This is a genomic window from Gordonia sp. (in: high G+C Gram-positive bacteria) (assembly GCF_012515855.1).
Classification (GTDB): Bacteria; Actinomycetota; Actinomycetes; order Mycobacteriales; family Mycobacteriaceae; genus Gordonia.
In genome coordinates, this window is sequence record NZ_JAAYXO010000088.1 from 1 (window position 1) to 13742 (window position 13742).

Genomic DNA, 13742 nt, shown 5'->3' on the forward strand with positions numbered 1-13742 from the left:
ACTACGCGGATACCCCAACCGCTCAGGCGACGGAACGGTCAGGCGGCGGCGCGGGCGCACTCCCAGCCGTCGGGGGTGGTGCCGTCGTCGAGGAAGTCTCGAAGGAAGGCGCGGGAGTCGTCGTCCATGTCGGAGTCGAGGTGCGGGTAGATCACCGGCTCCTCTTTGCTGTTGTGGTCGGCGAGCAGACCGAGCATCTCGGTGCAGGCCGCGGCCACTTCGCTGCGCAGCGGTTCCTGGTCGACGCCGTCGGCGGCGAGCTGCTCGTCGAGGGCGGCCATCCGGCGCCACATCTCGCCGTGCTCGTTCAGCATCACCATGATCGGCATCATCAGCGGGCCGTTGCGGAGCGACGGAAACACCAGTTCCTCTTCCAGGTAGATGTGTCGTCGCAGCGCGGCCATCGCCTGCACCAGCGGCGCCGACCATTCGCCGATCGGGCCTCCGGGCGACGCGGCGACGAACTTCTCGATGCCTGCGTCGATCGCGTGATGTTCGACGGTGAGGACTTCGGCGAGAGTGGCTTGATCTGACATGACGTCCCTTCCCGCGTCCGCTACGGGCGCTATGTCCACGCTACTACCGGCCGTCGTCGACCCGCCGTGGCACGAACAGATGACAAGACCCCGGCCCGCCGCAATGGCAGACCGGGGCCCGTTGGACAGCCGCGCGGTATCAGCGCGAGACGGTCACGTCCTGGTTGTGCACACCTGCGCCCTCGGGCGAGACGGTCACGTCGCCGTTGCCCTGGGCGCTCAGCGCGCGGAGGGTCCAGGTGCCGGGAGCGGCGAAGAAGCGGAAGTCGCCGGTGGCCGATGCGACGACCTCGGCGGTGAACTCGCCGGTGCCGTCGAGCAGGCGCACAAACGCGCCGGCGACGGGGTTGCCCGAGCCGTCGACCACCTGTCCGGTCAGGACGGTCTCCTTCTCGGTGTCAACGCCTGCGGGAAGGGTCTGACCCTGTTTGGGTGCAGCGCACATGTCAGTAGTCCTCTCAGAGAATGAAGTGGGTGGAGAGCGCTCAGCGCTCGATCGGGGCGCCGACCAGCGAGCCGTACTCGACCCAGCTGCCGTCGTAGTTCTTGACGTTCTGCTTGCCCAGCAGTTCCTGCAGGACGAACCAGGTGTGGCTCGAGCGCTCGCCGATGCGGCAGTACGCGATGGTCTCCTTGGCGTCGTCGAAGCCCTTGGCCGCGTACAGCGCGGTGAGGTCGTCGTCGGACTTGAAGGTGCCGTCTTCGTTCGCGGTGGTCGACCACGGGATGTTGATGGCGGTCGGGACGTGGCCGCGCTGCTGCGCCTGCTCCTGCGGGAGGTGCGCCGGTGCGGAGATCTTGCCCGAGAACTCGTCGGGGCTGCGGACGTCCACCAGGTTCTTGTTTCCGATGGCGTCGATGACCTCGTCGCGGAAGGCTCGGATCGAGGTGTCTGCGGCCTGGGCGACGTAGGTGGTGGCCGGGCGGGTCACGGCGTCGCTGCTCAGCGTACGACCGTCGAGCTCCCACTTCTTACGGCCGCCGTCGAGCAGGCGGACGTCCTTGTGGCCGTAGATCTTGAAGTACCAGTAGGCGTATGCGGCGAACCAGTTGTTGTTGCCGCCGTACAGGACCACGGTGTCGTCGTTGGCGACGCCGCGTTCGCTCAGCAGGGCGCCGAACTGCTCGGCGTTCAGGAAGTCGCGACGAAGGCCGTCCTGCAGATCCTTGCGCCAGTCGAGGCGGATGGCGCCCGGGATGTGGTTGAGGTCGTAGATCGAGGTGTCCTCATCGACCTCGACGAAGACGACCTTGTCGGTGTTGAGATTCTCTTCAGCCCAGTCAGCACTGACGAGCACATCGGAGCGTGCCATGTTCGGTTCCTTTCGAAGTTCGCCACGCGAGCAGCGAGTGTCTTGATACGACGATTCCCGCGTGGTGCGAGAGTGGGTTCAATGCCGGTAACAGCAGGTCATCGACGTGCAGTCAGGTGCCTGCGGCTCCCGTCCCGGCTGCATGAAAGCGACACTACAACAGAAATCAGGACCCGCTCGGGAGCGCTTTCGCGTACTGAATCGGACGCACGACCACCGGCCCGGAATCGCCGATCGCGACAAGATCGCTTCCCCTGCTCAGGGCGTGTTTCGCGGTGCCTCCCCAGGCCATCTGCAGGGGTGGGAGCACGGTGGAGAACCTTTTTAATACCGCTGAGCGAAATTCCACCGGAACGTCCGCCGAGTAGTGCTCCTCGGGGCCGTCGTAGAAGTCGGTGGCCTCGATGTGGATGCGACCGTCCACCACGAAGACCTTGGCGCTGACGCTGACCTTGACCTTTGGCGCGGTGTACGCGGCGGCCGACGGCGGGAAGCCGTCCTGCGTCTCCGGCGAACCCGGCAGCGGAACGGTGCCGCTGATCATGATTCCCTCGGTGCGCTCCAAGAGGCCGTCACCCGGACCACCGCCGCCGATCTTGTCCTCGGGAGCGGGGGTGTTGATGTAGAGGTCGACGATGTTCATCAGCCTGCCGAGCGTGGGCGAGTCGACGCGCGACTCCACCTTCAGGCCTGCGGCCTTCATCTCGGTCTCCGGGCCCACCTCCCCGGTGTCGCCGATGACCGCGTCCTGGAGACGTGCGTCGACCGTGATGCGGCAGACCGGGTCGACGCCGCAGTCGGGGATCGGCACGCCCTCGGCACTGATGAAGAGGGAACTGAACTCGCCGGACGTACTCTTCGGCAGGAACGGGAAGCCGCTCATGATGACGTCGGGTTCGAACGGGACACCCGGCGACGCCTGCAGTGCGCGGGCCAGTCGATGCTCGGCGCGGGAGGCCGCGACGCCGTCGACGATCAGCGTGAGCACCCCTGCGACCACCGCCACGACAACCAGCCACGCGCCGATCCTCAGGGCTCGACGGGACGTGGTTCGCGGGGCGACGCTAGCGATTCGGGACATCGGCGCTATTCTGTCATTTGAATACCGGGTGCTGCGACCAGCGTCGATCGACAGCCCACAACGCTAGGGACTCCGCTTGCTCTCCGAGTCCCTGAGGCCACGTCTGGATCGGAGTGGTGTGTGGATCTGCTGCTGTTGACCGAAGAACCGACCGCCGACGGCGCGCTGGGGTCGCTTTCTCTGCTCTCTCATCGCGTCACCGTGCTGCCCGCCGACACCTCGTCGCTGGTGCGCCTCGGCGACCCCCACGTGATCCTGATGGATGCGCGCAACGACCTCGCCGCGGCGAAGACCCTGTGCAAACTGGTCGCCGACACCGGGACCGCGCCGATCATCGCGATCGTCGGCGAGGGCGGCCTGGTGGTCGTCAACGCCGAATGGGGGATCGACGACTTCCTGATGCCGAGCACCGGGCCGGGCGAACTGGAAGCGCGACTGCGCATGGTGTCGTCGCGCACCGTGCACACCGACGACCAACCGGCCGACAAGGTGACGCTGGGCGAACTCGTGATCGACGAGTCGACCTACACCGCCCGGCTGCGCGGACGCCCCATCGACCTCACCTACAAGGAGTTCGAGCTCCTCAAATACCTGGCGCAGAACGCCGGCCGCGTCTACACGCGCGCTCAACTGCTCCACGAGGTGTGGGGCTACGACTATTTCGGCGGCACTCGCACCGTCGACGTCCATGTGCGACGACTCCGCGCCAAGCTGGGCAGCGACCACGAGTCGCTGATCGGGACCGTCCGCAACGTCGGCTACAAGGCGGTGAAGCCGCCGCGTCGGGCAGGCGGCGACGCCCCCTCGAAGGATTCGCCGGACTTCGACGACGCGGCCGATACTGTGGAAGGCGATGACTGAGCAGAAGCAGCCCCGCGTGATCTCCGGCCCCCTGAGCACCGACGACATCGCCGTCGCGCGCAGGCTCGTCGAACGTGCCGAACGCGTCGACGGGGTGCCGCCGCTCGCCGAGCAGGCGCGACTGGCGATCGAGTCCGGCGCCGACCTCCACCTCCGCAGCGAGCACGGATACGCCAACGTGATCGCGGCCCGTGACGGCGGAGCAGCGATGGTCGAAGCGGTGGTCGATCCCGACCATCGCGGTCGCGGCGAAGGTCGGGCATTGGTGGACGCCGCGCTGACCGCAGCACAGGCCGTGCCGGGCACCGAACCGCCGCAGGTCTGGGCGCACGGCGACCTGCCCGCCGCGGCCGCCGTCGCCACGGCCCTGGGACTGGAACGGGCCCGCGAGCTGTTGCAGCTGCGCCGCCCGGTCGCGGCACCGCTGCCCGACCTTCCCCAGCGCGACGACGTCGTCGTCCGCACATACGCCGGCCCGGCCGACGACGCCGAGATCCTGCGCGTCAACAACGACGCCTTCTCCTGGCATCCCGAGCAGGGCGGCTGGACGCCGGCCGAGATCGCCGACCGCACCGGCGCGGACTGGTTCGACCCCGCGGGTGTCTTCCTGGCCTTCGACGCCGCCGATCCCGACACCCTGCTGGGTTTCCACTGGACCAAGATTCACCCCGCAACGGACGACGCGCCGCCGCTCGGCGAGGTGTACATCGTCGGCGTCGACTCGGCTGCCCAGGGCCGCGGTCTCGGGGCGCTGTTGACGCTGGCGGGACTGCACTACATGGCGGCGCTGACCCCCGGCGGTCCCGGGCGCGATGAGGCGGGACTCGACGAGGTGGAGCTGTACGTGGAGGGCGACAACACGGCGGCCTTGAACACCTACTCGAAGCTGGGCTTCACGCGCTACACCGCAGACATCGCGTACCGCCGACAGTAGTGGCGCGCGCCACGCAACCGTAGATCTCTCCGCCGGACCGTCTATTTCTAGTGGTCGCGGGATTGAAACGCCTCGACAAGCACGGAACGTCCACCGACCGTTCATGTTCCGGGCCGGACTATTACCGGACCGGTAACCCTTCGGTCTCCTTTCGCTAACCAGGTGTCGATAGCTTCGGCTCGTTACCTGAATAGATGAAAGGCACCCGAACTCTCATGAGCGTGTCCCCGAAGCTCGTCCGCCGCGCAGGCGCCACCGCCGCAGGCCTCGCCGCAGTCTCCCTCGTCCTGACCGCGTGCGGCGAAGGCTCCTCCGCAGGCACCGTGACCGGCGAGGGCTCCACCGCCCAGCAGAAGGCAATCGAGCACTTCGCCTCGGTCCTCACCGACAACGACGGTGCGATCCTCGACTACACCGGGTCCGGCTCGGGCGACGGCATCAAGAAGTTCCTGGCCAGCGACGTCGACTTCGCCGGTTCGGATTCGCCGCTGAAGGAGGCCGAGGTCGCCGATGCGAAGAACCGCTGCGGCGGCAACGACGCCTGGCACCTGCCGCTGGTCGCCGGCCCGGTCGCCATCGCCTTCAACGTCCCCGGTGTCGACAAGCTGAACCTCGACGCGCCGACCCTCGCGAAGATCTTCGACTCCAAGATCACCAGCTGGGACGACCCCGCGATCAAGGCGCTGAACCCGGACGCCAAGCTGCCCGCGACCAAGATCATCCCGGTCCACCGCAGCGACAGCTCGGGCACCACCGACAACTTCACCCGCTACCTGAACACCGCGGCACCGGCCGAGTGGCCGTACGAGCACTCCAAGGAATGGAAGGGCCAGGGCGGTTCGGGCGCGTCGAAGTCGACCGGCGTCGGCGACACCGTCAAGAAGACCGAGGGCGCCGTCACCTACGTCGAGTGGGGCTTCGCCACCGAGAACCAGCTCAGCATCGCCGCCATCGACTTCGGTGCCGGAGCCACCGAGCTCACCGCGGCCACGGCGGGCAAGGCCCTCGACGCCGCCGAGTTCGTCAAGCCCGACAGCAAGGACCTGGTGGTCGACACCGGCGCGCTGTACAGCCTCAAGGAAGCCGGCGCGTACCCGCTGGTCCTGACGACCTACGAGATCGTCTGCTCCACCGGCTACGCCGACGCCGAGGTGTCGAAGAACCTCAAGTCGGCGTTTACCACCATCCTCGACAAGGGTCAGACCGGTCTCGATGAGCTCGGCTACGTGCCGCTGCCCGAGGCCTTCAAGACCAAGCTTCGCGGAACGATCGACGCGCTGTGACGCGCTCGGACACCACCGTGAACCCTCGCGCTGACCGCGACGGGCGCTCGGCCGTGTCGGAGGAGTCGGGTCTGGGCGCCGCGGCGTCGGGTCCGACAGCCAGCAAGAATGGAGCGGCAGCCGGGTCCGGAGCGAATCGTCGCTCCGGCTCGGCTGTCTCCCGTGTCGGGGACCGGGTCATGACGACCCTCGCCACGGGCTCGGGTCTGCTGGTCTCGGTCGTCATCGGTCTGATCGCGCTCTTCCTATTGATCCAGGCGGTTCCCGCACTGGCGAAGAACGGCGCCAACTTCTTCACCTACACCGGCAGCTGGATCGTGTCGGGTGCCACGCTCGAGTTCGGCATTCCGCGTCAGTTCTATGCGACGGTGCTGGTCTCGGTGATCGCGCTGATCATCGCGATGCCCGTCGCCCTGGGGATCGCGCTCTTCGTCACCGAGTACGCACCCAAGCGACTGGCCGCGCCGATCGCCTACGTGGTGGACCTGCTCGCGGCGATCCCGTCGATCGTCTACGGACTCTGGGGCATCCTGGTCCTGGGTCCGGCACTGGTCGGCGTCAACAACTGGCTGGTCGACGACCTCGGCTTCCTGCCGTTCTTCGCGCGACCGGAGAACGCCGCCAACATGTCGACCGGCGGCACCATGATGACCGCGGGCATCGTGCTCGCGGTGATGATCCTGCCGGTGATCACCGCGGTGACGCGCGAGGTCTTCGCGCAGACCCCCGCCTCGCATCGTGAGGCCGCGCTGGCCCTCGGCGCCACGCAGTTCGAGGTGGTCCGCTACGCGGTGCTGCCGTTCGGCTTCTCCGGCTACATCAGCGGATCGATGCTCGGCCTGGGCCGAGCGCTCGGCGAGACGATGGCCCTGCTGCTGATCATGTCGACCGCGGGTCCGATCAACTTCAACCTGATGGAGAGCGGCCAGACGTTCGCGACGGTGATCGCGAACAACGCCGCCGAGTTCGACTCGCCGCTCAAGACCGGCGCGTACATCTCGGCAGGCTTGGTGCTGTTCGCCCTCACATTCCTCGTCAACGCCGCGGCGCGCAGTGTCATCGCGCGGCGAGGCAAGTAGGGGAGAGAGAACATGGAACTGACAACACTCTCGCCGAAGCGGCGCGTCACCGACACCGTGGTGCGCGGCGCGGTGACCGCGTCGGTCGCGCTGGCCGTGGTGCCGCTGGGCTGGCTGATCTACACGCTCGTCGCCCGCGGCATCGGGCCGATCCTGGACATCGACTGGTGGACCAAGTCCGAGCGCTTCGGCGGCGCGGCCAACGCCATCGTCGGCACGCTGATGCAGACCGCGATCGCGGCGGTCGTCGCGATTCCACTGGGCGTGCTCGTCGCGATCTACCTCGTCGAGTACGCAGACAGCAGTAGACGACTCGTGCGCATTACGACGTTCATGGTCGACGTGCTGTCCGGCGTGCCGTCGATCGTCGCCGCGCTGTTCATCTACGCGGTCTGGCGGACCACCTTCGACATGCCGCGGTCGGGCTTCGCCGTCGCCCTCGCGCTGGTTCTGCTGATGGTCCCGCTGGTGGTCCGTGCCACCGAGGAGATGCTGAAGATCGTCCCGCAGGATCTTCGGGAGGCGGCGTACGCGCTCGGCGTCCCGAAGTGGAAGACCATTGTGCGGATCGTCCTGCCGACCGCGATGTCGGGCATCATCACCGGCATCATGCTGGCGATCGCCCGCGTGATGGGCGAGTCGGCGCCGGTGCTGATTCTGGTCGGCGCCAGCCGCGCGATGAACTACAACCCGTTCGTCGGCAACCAGGAGTCGTTGCCGCTGATGATGATCCAGGAATACAACCAGGGCCCCAGCGGCTACGAGACCGTGTGGGGCGCCGCCCTGACCCTGGTGATCGCCGTTGCGATCGTCTACGTGCTCGCTCGGGTGCTCGCCCGATTCACCGGGCCCCGGATGGAGAGAAGCTGACCATGGCCAAGAGCCTGACCATTGAAGATCTGAACGTCTACTACGGCGATTTCCATGCCGTCCAGGACGTCTCGCTGAAGATCGCACCGAAGTCGGTGACCGCGTTCATCGGCCCCTCGGGCTGCGGAAAGTCGACCGTGCTGCGCACGCTCAACCGGATGCACGAGGTGACGCCCGGTGCGTACACCACCGGTTCGGTGCGGCTCGACGACGTCGACCTCTACGACAAGGGCGTCGACCCGGTGGGTGTTCGCACCACCGTCGGCATGGTGTTTCAGCGTGCCAACCCGTTCCCGACGATGTCGATCCGCGACAACGTGGTCGCCGGCCTGCGTCTCGGCGGCGTCCGCGACAAGGCCAAACTCGACGAGGTCGCCGAGGCGAGTCTGCGCGGCGCCAACCTGTGGAACGAGGTCAAGGACCGCCTCGACAAGCCCGGCGGCGGCCTGTCCGGCGGTCAGCAGCAGCGGCTGTGCATCGCTCGGGCGATCGCGGTCTCGCCGCAGGTGCTGCTGATGGACGAGCCGTGCTCGGCGCTCGACCCGATCTCGACCCTGGCGATCGAGGACCTGATCGCCGAGTTGAAGAGCAGCTACACGATCGTCATCGTCACCCACAACATGCAGCAGGCTGCGCGCGTCAGTGACCAGACCGCCTTCTTCAACCTCTCCGGTGCAGGTAAGCCCGGTCAGTTGGTGGAGGTCGGCGCGACCGCCGACGTGTTCTCGAACCCGGTCCGCAAGGAGACTGAGGACTACATCTCGGGCCGTTTTGGGTAGGCGTCGTCGTATTTGAATCCCCGATTCGGCCGTTTTCGGCCCGATACGGCAAGTTCTCGCCGTATCGGGGATTCAAATACGAACTACTCGGCGTGCGAAGGCGCGGCGACGTATCCCAGCATCAGCTGGGTACCGCCGGAGACGATCTGATCCAGGATCGTGCGGTCCCCGGTGCTCAGGTAGCTCAGCGTCATGCCGTCGGTCATGGCCAGGGCGATGCGAGCAAGATGGTCGGTCGGTTCGGTCCAGGTGATGCCGGTCGAATCCGCAGCGACACTCAGCAGCCCGGAGATCAGCCGGTAGTAACCGCTGTACAACTTCTCACCGAGGTGCTCGAGGCCCTCGGTGCGCTGGGCGTAGAGCGCCAGTTCCACCAGCGCGTGTTCGCGATCGCGGTTCTCGACGAGGTCGTAGGCGAAGACCTGGAACGCCGCGGTCAGGACGTCGGCAATGCTCATCTGGGAGGTGGTGAACATTGCCGACGCCTGACTGAGCCAGCCGTCCATGGCCGCCAGTTCCTGGGCGATGCCGTGCTCGACGACTGCAGCCAGGAGCTCATCGCGCGAGGCGAAGGCGTAGAACAGACTCGATTGGCCGACCTTGGCTTCTTGAGCGATCCGACGGGTGGTCGCAGCTTCGACGCCGTCGCGCGCGATCACGCGCATCGTCGCGTCGATGGCGGCTTCTCGCCGCTGCTCCACCGAAAGCCGGACCATGTTCCTCCGAAGTTGATCGTTTGATCGAAATCCATTCATCAGTGATGTTATTGACCGGTTACGGTAAAGGCAACCCCTTTCGGGGAGTCTGTAGCGCGGCGGTCGCCTGGACGTCACCCAGGGTGCTAAAAGTTCATACTGACTTCATCGTGGAGGCCCGAGGTGGCAATTCGCCTTACGTAAGGTGGAATCCATGCGTGACGCTTATCAGGAGCAGATGGCTGCACTGAATCAGACCCTCGGAGACATGGTCGACGAGGTCGGAGTAGTAATGGCTCAGGCCACTCAGGCCCTGCTCGAGGGCGACCTCGAGCTCGCCGAGAAGGTCATCTCCGACCATGACGCCGTGGCGGAGAAGTCGGCCAAGGCCGAGGACGAGGCCTTCCAACTGTTGGCACTGCAGGCGCCGGTGGCCGGCGACCTCCGATCCATCGTGAGCGGATTCCAGCTGGTTGCCGAGATCGACCGCATGGGCGCCCTGGCACTTCACGTGGCCAAGGTGGCCCGACGCCGCCATCCGGCACGCGTTCTGCCCGAGGAAGTCGCAGGCTACTTCGAAGAGATGGGGCGCCTGGCCGTCGAGCTGGCGCACCACGCGCGTCGGGTTCTGGAGAATCAGGACTACCACGACGCGCTGACCCTGATGGACGACGACGACGCGATGGACGACCTCCACCGCCACCTCTTCACCGTGATGATGGACCGGGAGTGGGAGCACGGCGTCGCGGCGGCCGTCGACGTGACGCTGCTGGGCCGCTACTACGAGCGCTTCGCCGATCACGCGGTTCTGATCGCCCGCCGGGTGGTCTTCCAGGCCACCGGCAAGACGCCGGAGCAGTTGCTCGAGGCGAGCTAGTCGTCAGTAGGTTGGTCGAGCGCGCGGCGGGGCGATCTCGATACGCCGTTGCGCGCTTCGCTCGCAGCGTCACTCGATCAGCTTAGGACGGCCTCGACCAGCCTGGGACGACACTCGATCAGCTTAGGGCGGCACTCGATCAGCTTCGGGAGTGCGACTACGAGCAGGTGGTGTCGCCGGCGTTGGTGACCGAGAGGTCGTTCGGGAGGTCGTTGCCGCTGCTGTGGGCGGGGAGTTCGCCGACGGTCAGGACCGAGCCCGCGGACGGGATCGTGGTGATGCTGCTGACGCCGGTGAAGTCGGATCCGAGGATCACCTCGGCGCCCACCTTGACCGAGCGATCCTCCTGGATCTTGGCGTCCGGGAACATCTTGGCGATGGTCGCCGCGGAGTCCTTCTCGCCCGGGCCGTAGCGGACGACGGTGTCGGTGCGCTTCTCGGACGAGTCGGCGATGCCCGACACGTCGATGCCCTGCCGGACCAGCTCTTCCATCGCCGACCCGGCGACGCCCGACTCACCGGAGCCGTTGAGCACGCGGACGCTGAGGTTCGACGGGTCCTGAGCCGTCAGCTCCGACTTCGGCGCGGGAGCCTTCGGTGCTTCCGGAGCCTTCGTCGTCGACTTCGGCTTCTCCTTCTTCTCGCCGGGGAGTGGCTTGTCGTCGATGATCGCGTCGAAGATGGCGTCGATGTCGTCCATCCGCGGGATCTCGTTGTTCTCGCCGTCGGTGGTGGTACCCGCGGTCGGGACGGTGACGAAGGTGACGCGACCGGCGTCCATGCCCTGCATCGATTCGGCGAGCTGGATCAGCGAGTTGGTATCGACGTTGTCGACGTAGCTGTACTTGATGAAGGTGTTGACCATCTTGTTGAGCTTTGACGGATTCGACAGGACGTCGCCCGACAGCGCCGAGCGCAGCAGCGACGACATGAACAGCTGCTGTCGCTTGATGCGGCCGTAATCGCCGTTGCCCTCCACCGAGATGTGGCGTGCGCGGACGTAGTTGAGCGCCTGGCGGCCGGTCAGCTTCTTGGTCCCGGCCTTGCGCAGGATGGTGCCGAGCTCGTAGTCGTACAGGGGAACCGTCGAACACACCTGGACCCCGCCCACTGCGCGGACCACGTGCTCAAAGCCCGAGAAGTCCATCGCGATGAAGTGGTTGATATTGAGGCCGCTCATCTGTGTGAGCGTCTTGACCAGGCAGTTCGGGCCGCCGTCGGCGTAGATGCCGTTGATCTTGATGCCGGTGGCGGGCTCCAGCGTGCCGCTGTACTCGGCGGTTTCGTTGTCCCAGTTCTGGCATTCCGGACGGTCGACGGCGAGGTCGCGCGGCCACGAGACCGCGACCACGCGACTGCGGTCGGCCGGAATGTTCACCAGCAGGATGGTGTCGGCGCGGGCGCCTTCGACGGAATCGGCGTCACCGGCACCGACCTTCGCGTTCTTGCCCGACCGCGAGTCGGTACCGACGATCAGGTAGGTCTCTTCGCCGGTCTGGTCGCCGGACTTACGGATGTTCGGGTTGTCGGGGTCGAGCGCGTTGACCTTGTTCCACGCGCCGTCGACCGTGCGCATCCAGTTCCACGCGTAGCCGGTGCCGACCAACGACAGCACGCAGGCCAGACCCAACAGGATGCGCCCGGTGTTGGTCGCGACCCTCATCGAGCGTTTGCGGTCCGCGGGGCGGGCGCGCTTGGACTTCAGCTGCGTGAGAGCGGCGGTCAGGTCAGGCGTCGGCTGCAGCGGGTTGCGTCGTTTGCGGGGGGAGTCGTCGGACGTCGCTTCGTCCGCGACGACCTCCGGCTCGACCGCCGTCGGCGGAATGTCGACCCACTCGGCGTCGGCGGGTGGTGGTGCAGCCGAGCCGCGCTCGTCGGCCGTCGGACGGGGTTCGGGGGCGGGACGCGGCTCGGGCGCCGACCGCTGGCCGCGCGACTCCTGCGACAGCCGCTCCGTGGTCGCGGTGTCCGACAGGTCGACGGTGGGCCGGTTCGTGACCGGCGGAATCGCGGTGGTCTGCTCGACGGGCATCGGCCGCGGCGCGGGCCGTTGCGGAGCGCGCGCCGGCGGAACCTGACTCGCGGGCCGCTGCGGAGGCTGCTGCCGCTGCTGCGGCGCGGTCGGTCGGCGCTGCGGCTGCGACTGAGGCTGCGGCTGCTGCGCGCCGGTCTCGTCGACGCCCATCTGCTCCATGAGCTGGCGGACTGTGAGTCGGCCTCGCGGGCGGACGTACCCCTCGCGCGACGACGGTTCGCGGAGCCCGTCGGTCGGAGGTGCGGCCGGCGACGGCTGATTGCCTGCCGCGCCTTCGCCGAAGCGGCTCCGGAAGTCGTACGCCCCGGTATCCCGGCCGGCGCGACGCGAGCGCCGTATGGGCGCGTCGTCTCCGGGCTCGGGGGAACCTGGGCGGTCAGAACTCACAGTGGGTCATCCTTGCAGTGGCTGGGCGGTTTGCGGTGTTCGTCTGACGGTCACCGCGTGCTGCGCACATATTAATAGGGGCACCTGAGAACTCCCATCACCGTGACCCGTGAACGTGTCGTCAGCCGCCCGAATGCATGATCTCGGCGCCTTCGGGGACGATGTCCTCTTCGGGGTCGTCGAGCCAACCCTCGGGCAGGGCCACCGAAGCGGGCGAGCCCTGACGGCCGCGCGGTCCGTGACCGTCCTCGGGAAACGGGGTGTCCAACGGCAGGCCTGCGACCAACTCGCGCAGGTCGTCGAGGGTTTTCACCAGCGACAGCGACGACCGCAGGTCCGAGCCCGCGGGGAATCCGCGCAGATACCAGGCGACGTGCTTGCGGATCTCGCGCATGCCCTTCATCTCGCCGTGGTGGTCGGCGAGGAGTTCGCCGTGGCGAATCATGATCTGCGCCACTTCTCCGAGGTTCGGCGGCGTGGGTGCGTCCACACCGCGCAATCGGGCCGAGAGTTCGGCGAACAACCACGGGCGCCCCAGGCAGCCGCGACCGATCACCACGCCGTCGCAGCCGGTCTGCTCCATCATGCGGACGGCGTCGTCGGCCTCGAAGATGTCGCCGTTGCCGAGAACCGGCACCGTGGTGACGTGCTCCTTGAGGCGGGCGATCTCGTCCCACACCGCGGTGCCCGAATAGCGCTGCGACGCGGTCCGCGCATGCAGTGCGACGGCCTGCGCGCCCTCCTCGGCGGCGATCCGGCCGGCGTCGAGGTGGGTGTGGTGCTCGTCGTCGATGCCGATGCGGAACTTGACGGTCACCGGGATGTCGGTGCCCTCGGTTGCGCGGACCGCCGCGGCGACGATGTTGCGGAACAGTCGACGCTTGTAGGGGATGGCCGAGCCGCCACCCTTGCGGGTCACCTTGGGGACCGGGCAGCCGAAGTTGAGGTCGATGTGGTCGGCGAGGTCCTCCTCCGCGATCATGCGGACGGCCTTGCCGACGGTCGCCGGGTC

At 67.2% G+C, this 13742-nt stretch carries 14 protein-coding genes; 7 read left to right on the forward strand and 7 right to left on the reverse strand.

Annotated features, from left to right (window positions below; translation table 11 throughout):
• Nucleotides 1-38: 38 nt before the first annotated feature.
• The 4 genes from GX543_RS06725 to GX543_RS06740 all read right to left on the reverse strand — a co-directional run bounded on the left by GX543_RS06725 (nt 39) and on the right by GX543_RS06740 (nt 2930).
• Nucleotides 39-536 (reverse strand): hemerythrin domain-containing protein, encoded by a 498-nt coding sequence (locus tag GX543_RS06725; RefSeq protein WP_290850775.1) that lies wholly within the window; start codon nt 534-536, stop codon nt 39-41.
• A 139-nt stretch (nt 537-675) separates the two neighbouring features.
• Nucleotides 676-981 (reverse strand): DUF1416 domain-containing protein, encoded by a 306-nt coding sequence (locus tag GX543_RS06730; protein ID WP_290850777.1) that lies wholly within the window; start codon nt 979-981, stop codon nt 676-678.
• 40 nt (nt 982-1021) lie between these two features.
• On the reverse strand, nt 1022-1849 hold the full coding sequence (locus tag GX543_RS06735) for a sulfurtransferase (RefSeq protein ID WP_290850779.1): 828 nt from the start codon (nt 1847-1849) through the stop codon (nt 1022-1024).
• A gap of 166 nt (nt 1850-2015) precedes the next feature.
• Nucleotides 2016-2930 (reverse strand): DUF2993 domain-containing protein, encoded by a 915-nt coding sequence (locus GX543_RS06740; protein WP_290850781.1) that lies wholly within the window; start codon nt 2928-2930, stop codon nt 2016-2018.
• A 120-nt stretch (nt 2931-3050) separates the two neighbouring features.
• Here GX543_RS06740 and GX543_RS06745 point away from each other — a divergent pair, with 120 nt between their 5' ends.
• From GX543_RS06745 to pstB, 6 genes are all read left to right on the forward strand, one after another.
• Nucleotides 3051-3791 (forward strand): response regulator transcription factor, encoded by a 741-nt coding sequence (locus GX543_RS06745; protein WP_290850783.1) that lies wholly within the window; start codon nt 3051-3053, stop codon nt 3789-3791.
• Nucleotides 3784-4725 (forward strand): mycothiol synthase, encoded by a 942-nt coding sequence (mshD, locus tag GX543_RS06750; protein WP_290850784.1) that lies wholly within the window; start codon nt 3784-3786, stop codon nt 4723-4725. The genes GX543_RS06745 and mshD overlap by 8 nt, the downstream gene beginning before the upstream one ends.
• Nucleotides 4726-4940: 215 nt before the next feature.
• Nucleotides 4941-6008 carry a phosphate ABC transporter substrate-binding protein PstS gene (pstS, locus tag GX543_RS06755; RefSeq protein ID WP_290850785.1) on the forward strand — a complete coding sequence of 356 codons (1068 nt, stop codon included), beginning with the start codon at nt 4941-4943 and terminating at the stop codon, nt 6006-6008.
• On the forward strand, nt 6005-7087 hold the full coding sequence (pstC, locus tag GX543_RS06760) for a phosphate ABC transporter permease subunit PstC (protein WP_290850786.1): 1083 nt from the start codon (nt 6005-6007) through the stop codon (nt 7085-7087). The genes pstS and pstC overlap by 4 nt, the downstream gene beginning before the upstream one ends.
• Before the next feature lie 12 nt (nt 7088-7099).
• Nucleotides 7100-7957 (forward strand): phosphate ABC transporter permease PstA, encoded by an 858-nt coding sequence (pstA, locus tag GX543_RS06765; RefSeq protein WP_290850787.1) that lies wholly within the window; start codon nt 7100-7102, stop codon nt 7955-7957.
• Nucleotides 7958-7959: 2 nt separating this feature from the next.
• The gene (pstB, locus tag GX543_RS06770; RefSeq protein ID WP_290850788.1) at nt 7960-8736 is read left to right on the forward strand and encodes a phosphate ABC transporter ATP-binding protein PstB; all 777 of its coding nucleotides are present in this window, start codon (nt 7960-7962) and stop codon (nt 8734-8736) included.
• A gap of 83 nt (nt 8737-8819) precedes the next feature.
• Here the strand turns inward: pstB and GX543_RS06775 are convergent, their stop codons facing one another.
• Nucleotides 8820-9452, reverse strand: a complete 633-nt coding sequence (locus GX543_RS06775; protein WP_290850789.1) for a TetR family transcriptional regulator — start codon at nt 9450-9452, stop codon at nt 8820-8822.
• A 193-nt stretch (nt 9453-9645) separates the two neighbouring features.
• On the opposite strand from GX543_RS06775, the gene phoU reads away from it, so the two are divergent.
• Entirely contained in the window at nt 9646-10308 is a 663-nt protein-coding gene (gene phoU, locus GX543_RS06780) for a phosphate signaling complex protein PhoU (protein ID WP_290850790.1), read from the forward strand.
• 157 nt (nt 10309-10465) lie between these two features.
• Here the strand turns inward: phoU and GX543_RS06785 are convergent, their stop codons facing one another.
• Both GX543_RS06785 and dusB read right to left on the reverse strand, forming a co-directional pair.
• Complete coding sequence (locus tag GX543_RS06785; protein ID WP_290850792.1) at nt 10466-12730, reverse strand: LCP family protein; 2265 nt, start codon at nt 12728-12730, stop codon at nt 10466-10468.
• Between the two features lie 121 nt (nt 12731-12851).
• The coding region (gene dusB, locus GX543_RS06790) for a tRNA dihydrouridine synthase DusB (RefSeq protein ID WP_290850793.1) at nt 12852-13742 on the reverse strand (891 nt) is incomplete at its 5' end.

Coding starts and splice junctions, on each gene's coding strand:
- GX543_RS06725 (WP_290850775.1), bottom strand. CDS start 536: ATGTCAGATCAAGCCACTCTCGCCGAAGTCCTCACCGTCGAACATCAC.
- GX543_RS06730 (WP_290850777.1), bottom strand. CDS start 981: ATGTGCGCTGCACCCAAACAGGGTCAGACCCTTCCCGCAGGCGTTGAC.
- GX543_RS06735 (WP_290850779.1), bottom strand. CDS start 1,849: ATGGCACGCTCCGATGTGCTCGTCAGTGCTGACTGGGCTGAAGAGAAT.
- GX543_RS06740 (WP_290850781.1), bottom strand. CDS start 2,930: ATGTCCCGAATCGCTAGCGTCGCCCCGCGAACCACGTCCCGTCGAGCC.
- mshD (WP_290850784.1), top strand. CDS start 3,784: ATGACTGAGCAGAAGCAGCCCCGCGTGATCTCCGGCCCCCTGAGCACC.
- pstS (WP_290850785.1), top strand. CDS start 4,941: ATGAGCGTGTCCCCGAAGCTCGTCCGCCGCGCAGGCGCCACCGCCGCA.
- pstA (WP_290850787.1), top strand. CDS start 7,100: ATGGAACTGACAACACTCTCGCCGAAGCGGCGCGTCACCGACACCGTG.
- pstB (WP_290850788.1), top strand. CDS start 7,960: ATGGCCAAGAGCCTGACCATTGAAGATCTGAACGTCTACTACGGCGAT.
- GX543_RS06775 (WP_290850789.1), bottom strand. CDS start 9,452: ATGGTCCGGCTTTCGGTGGAGCAGCGGCGAGAAGCCGCCATCGACGCG.
- phoU (WP_290850790.1), top strand. CDS start 9,646: ATGCGTGACGCTTATCAGGAGCAGATGGCTGCACTGAATCAGACCCTC.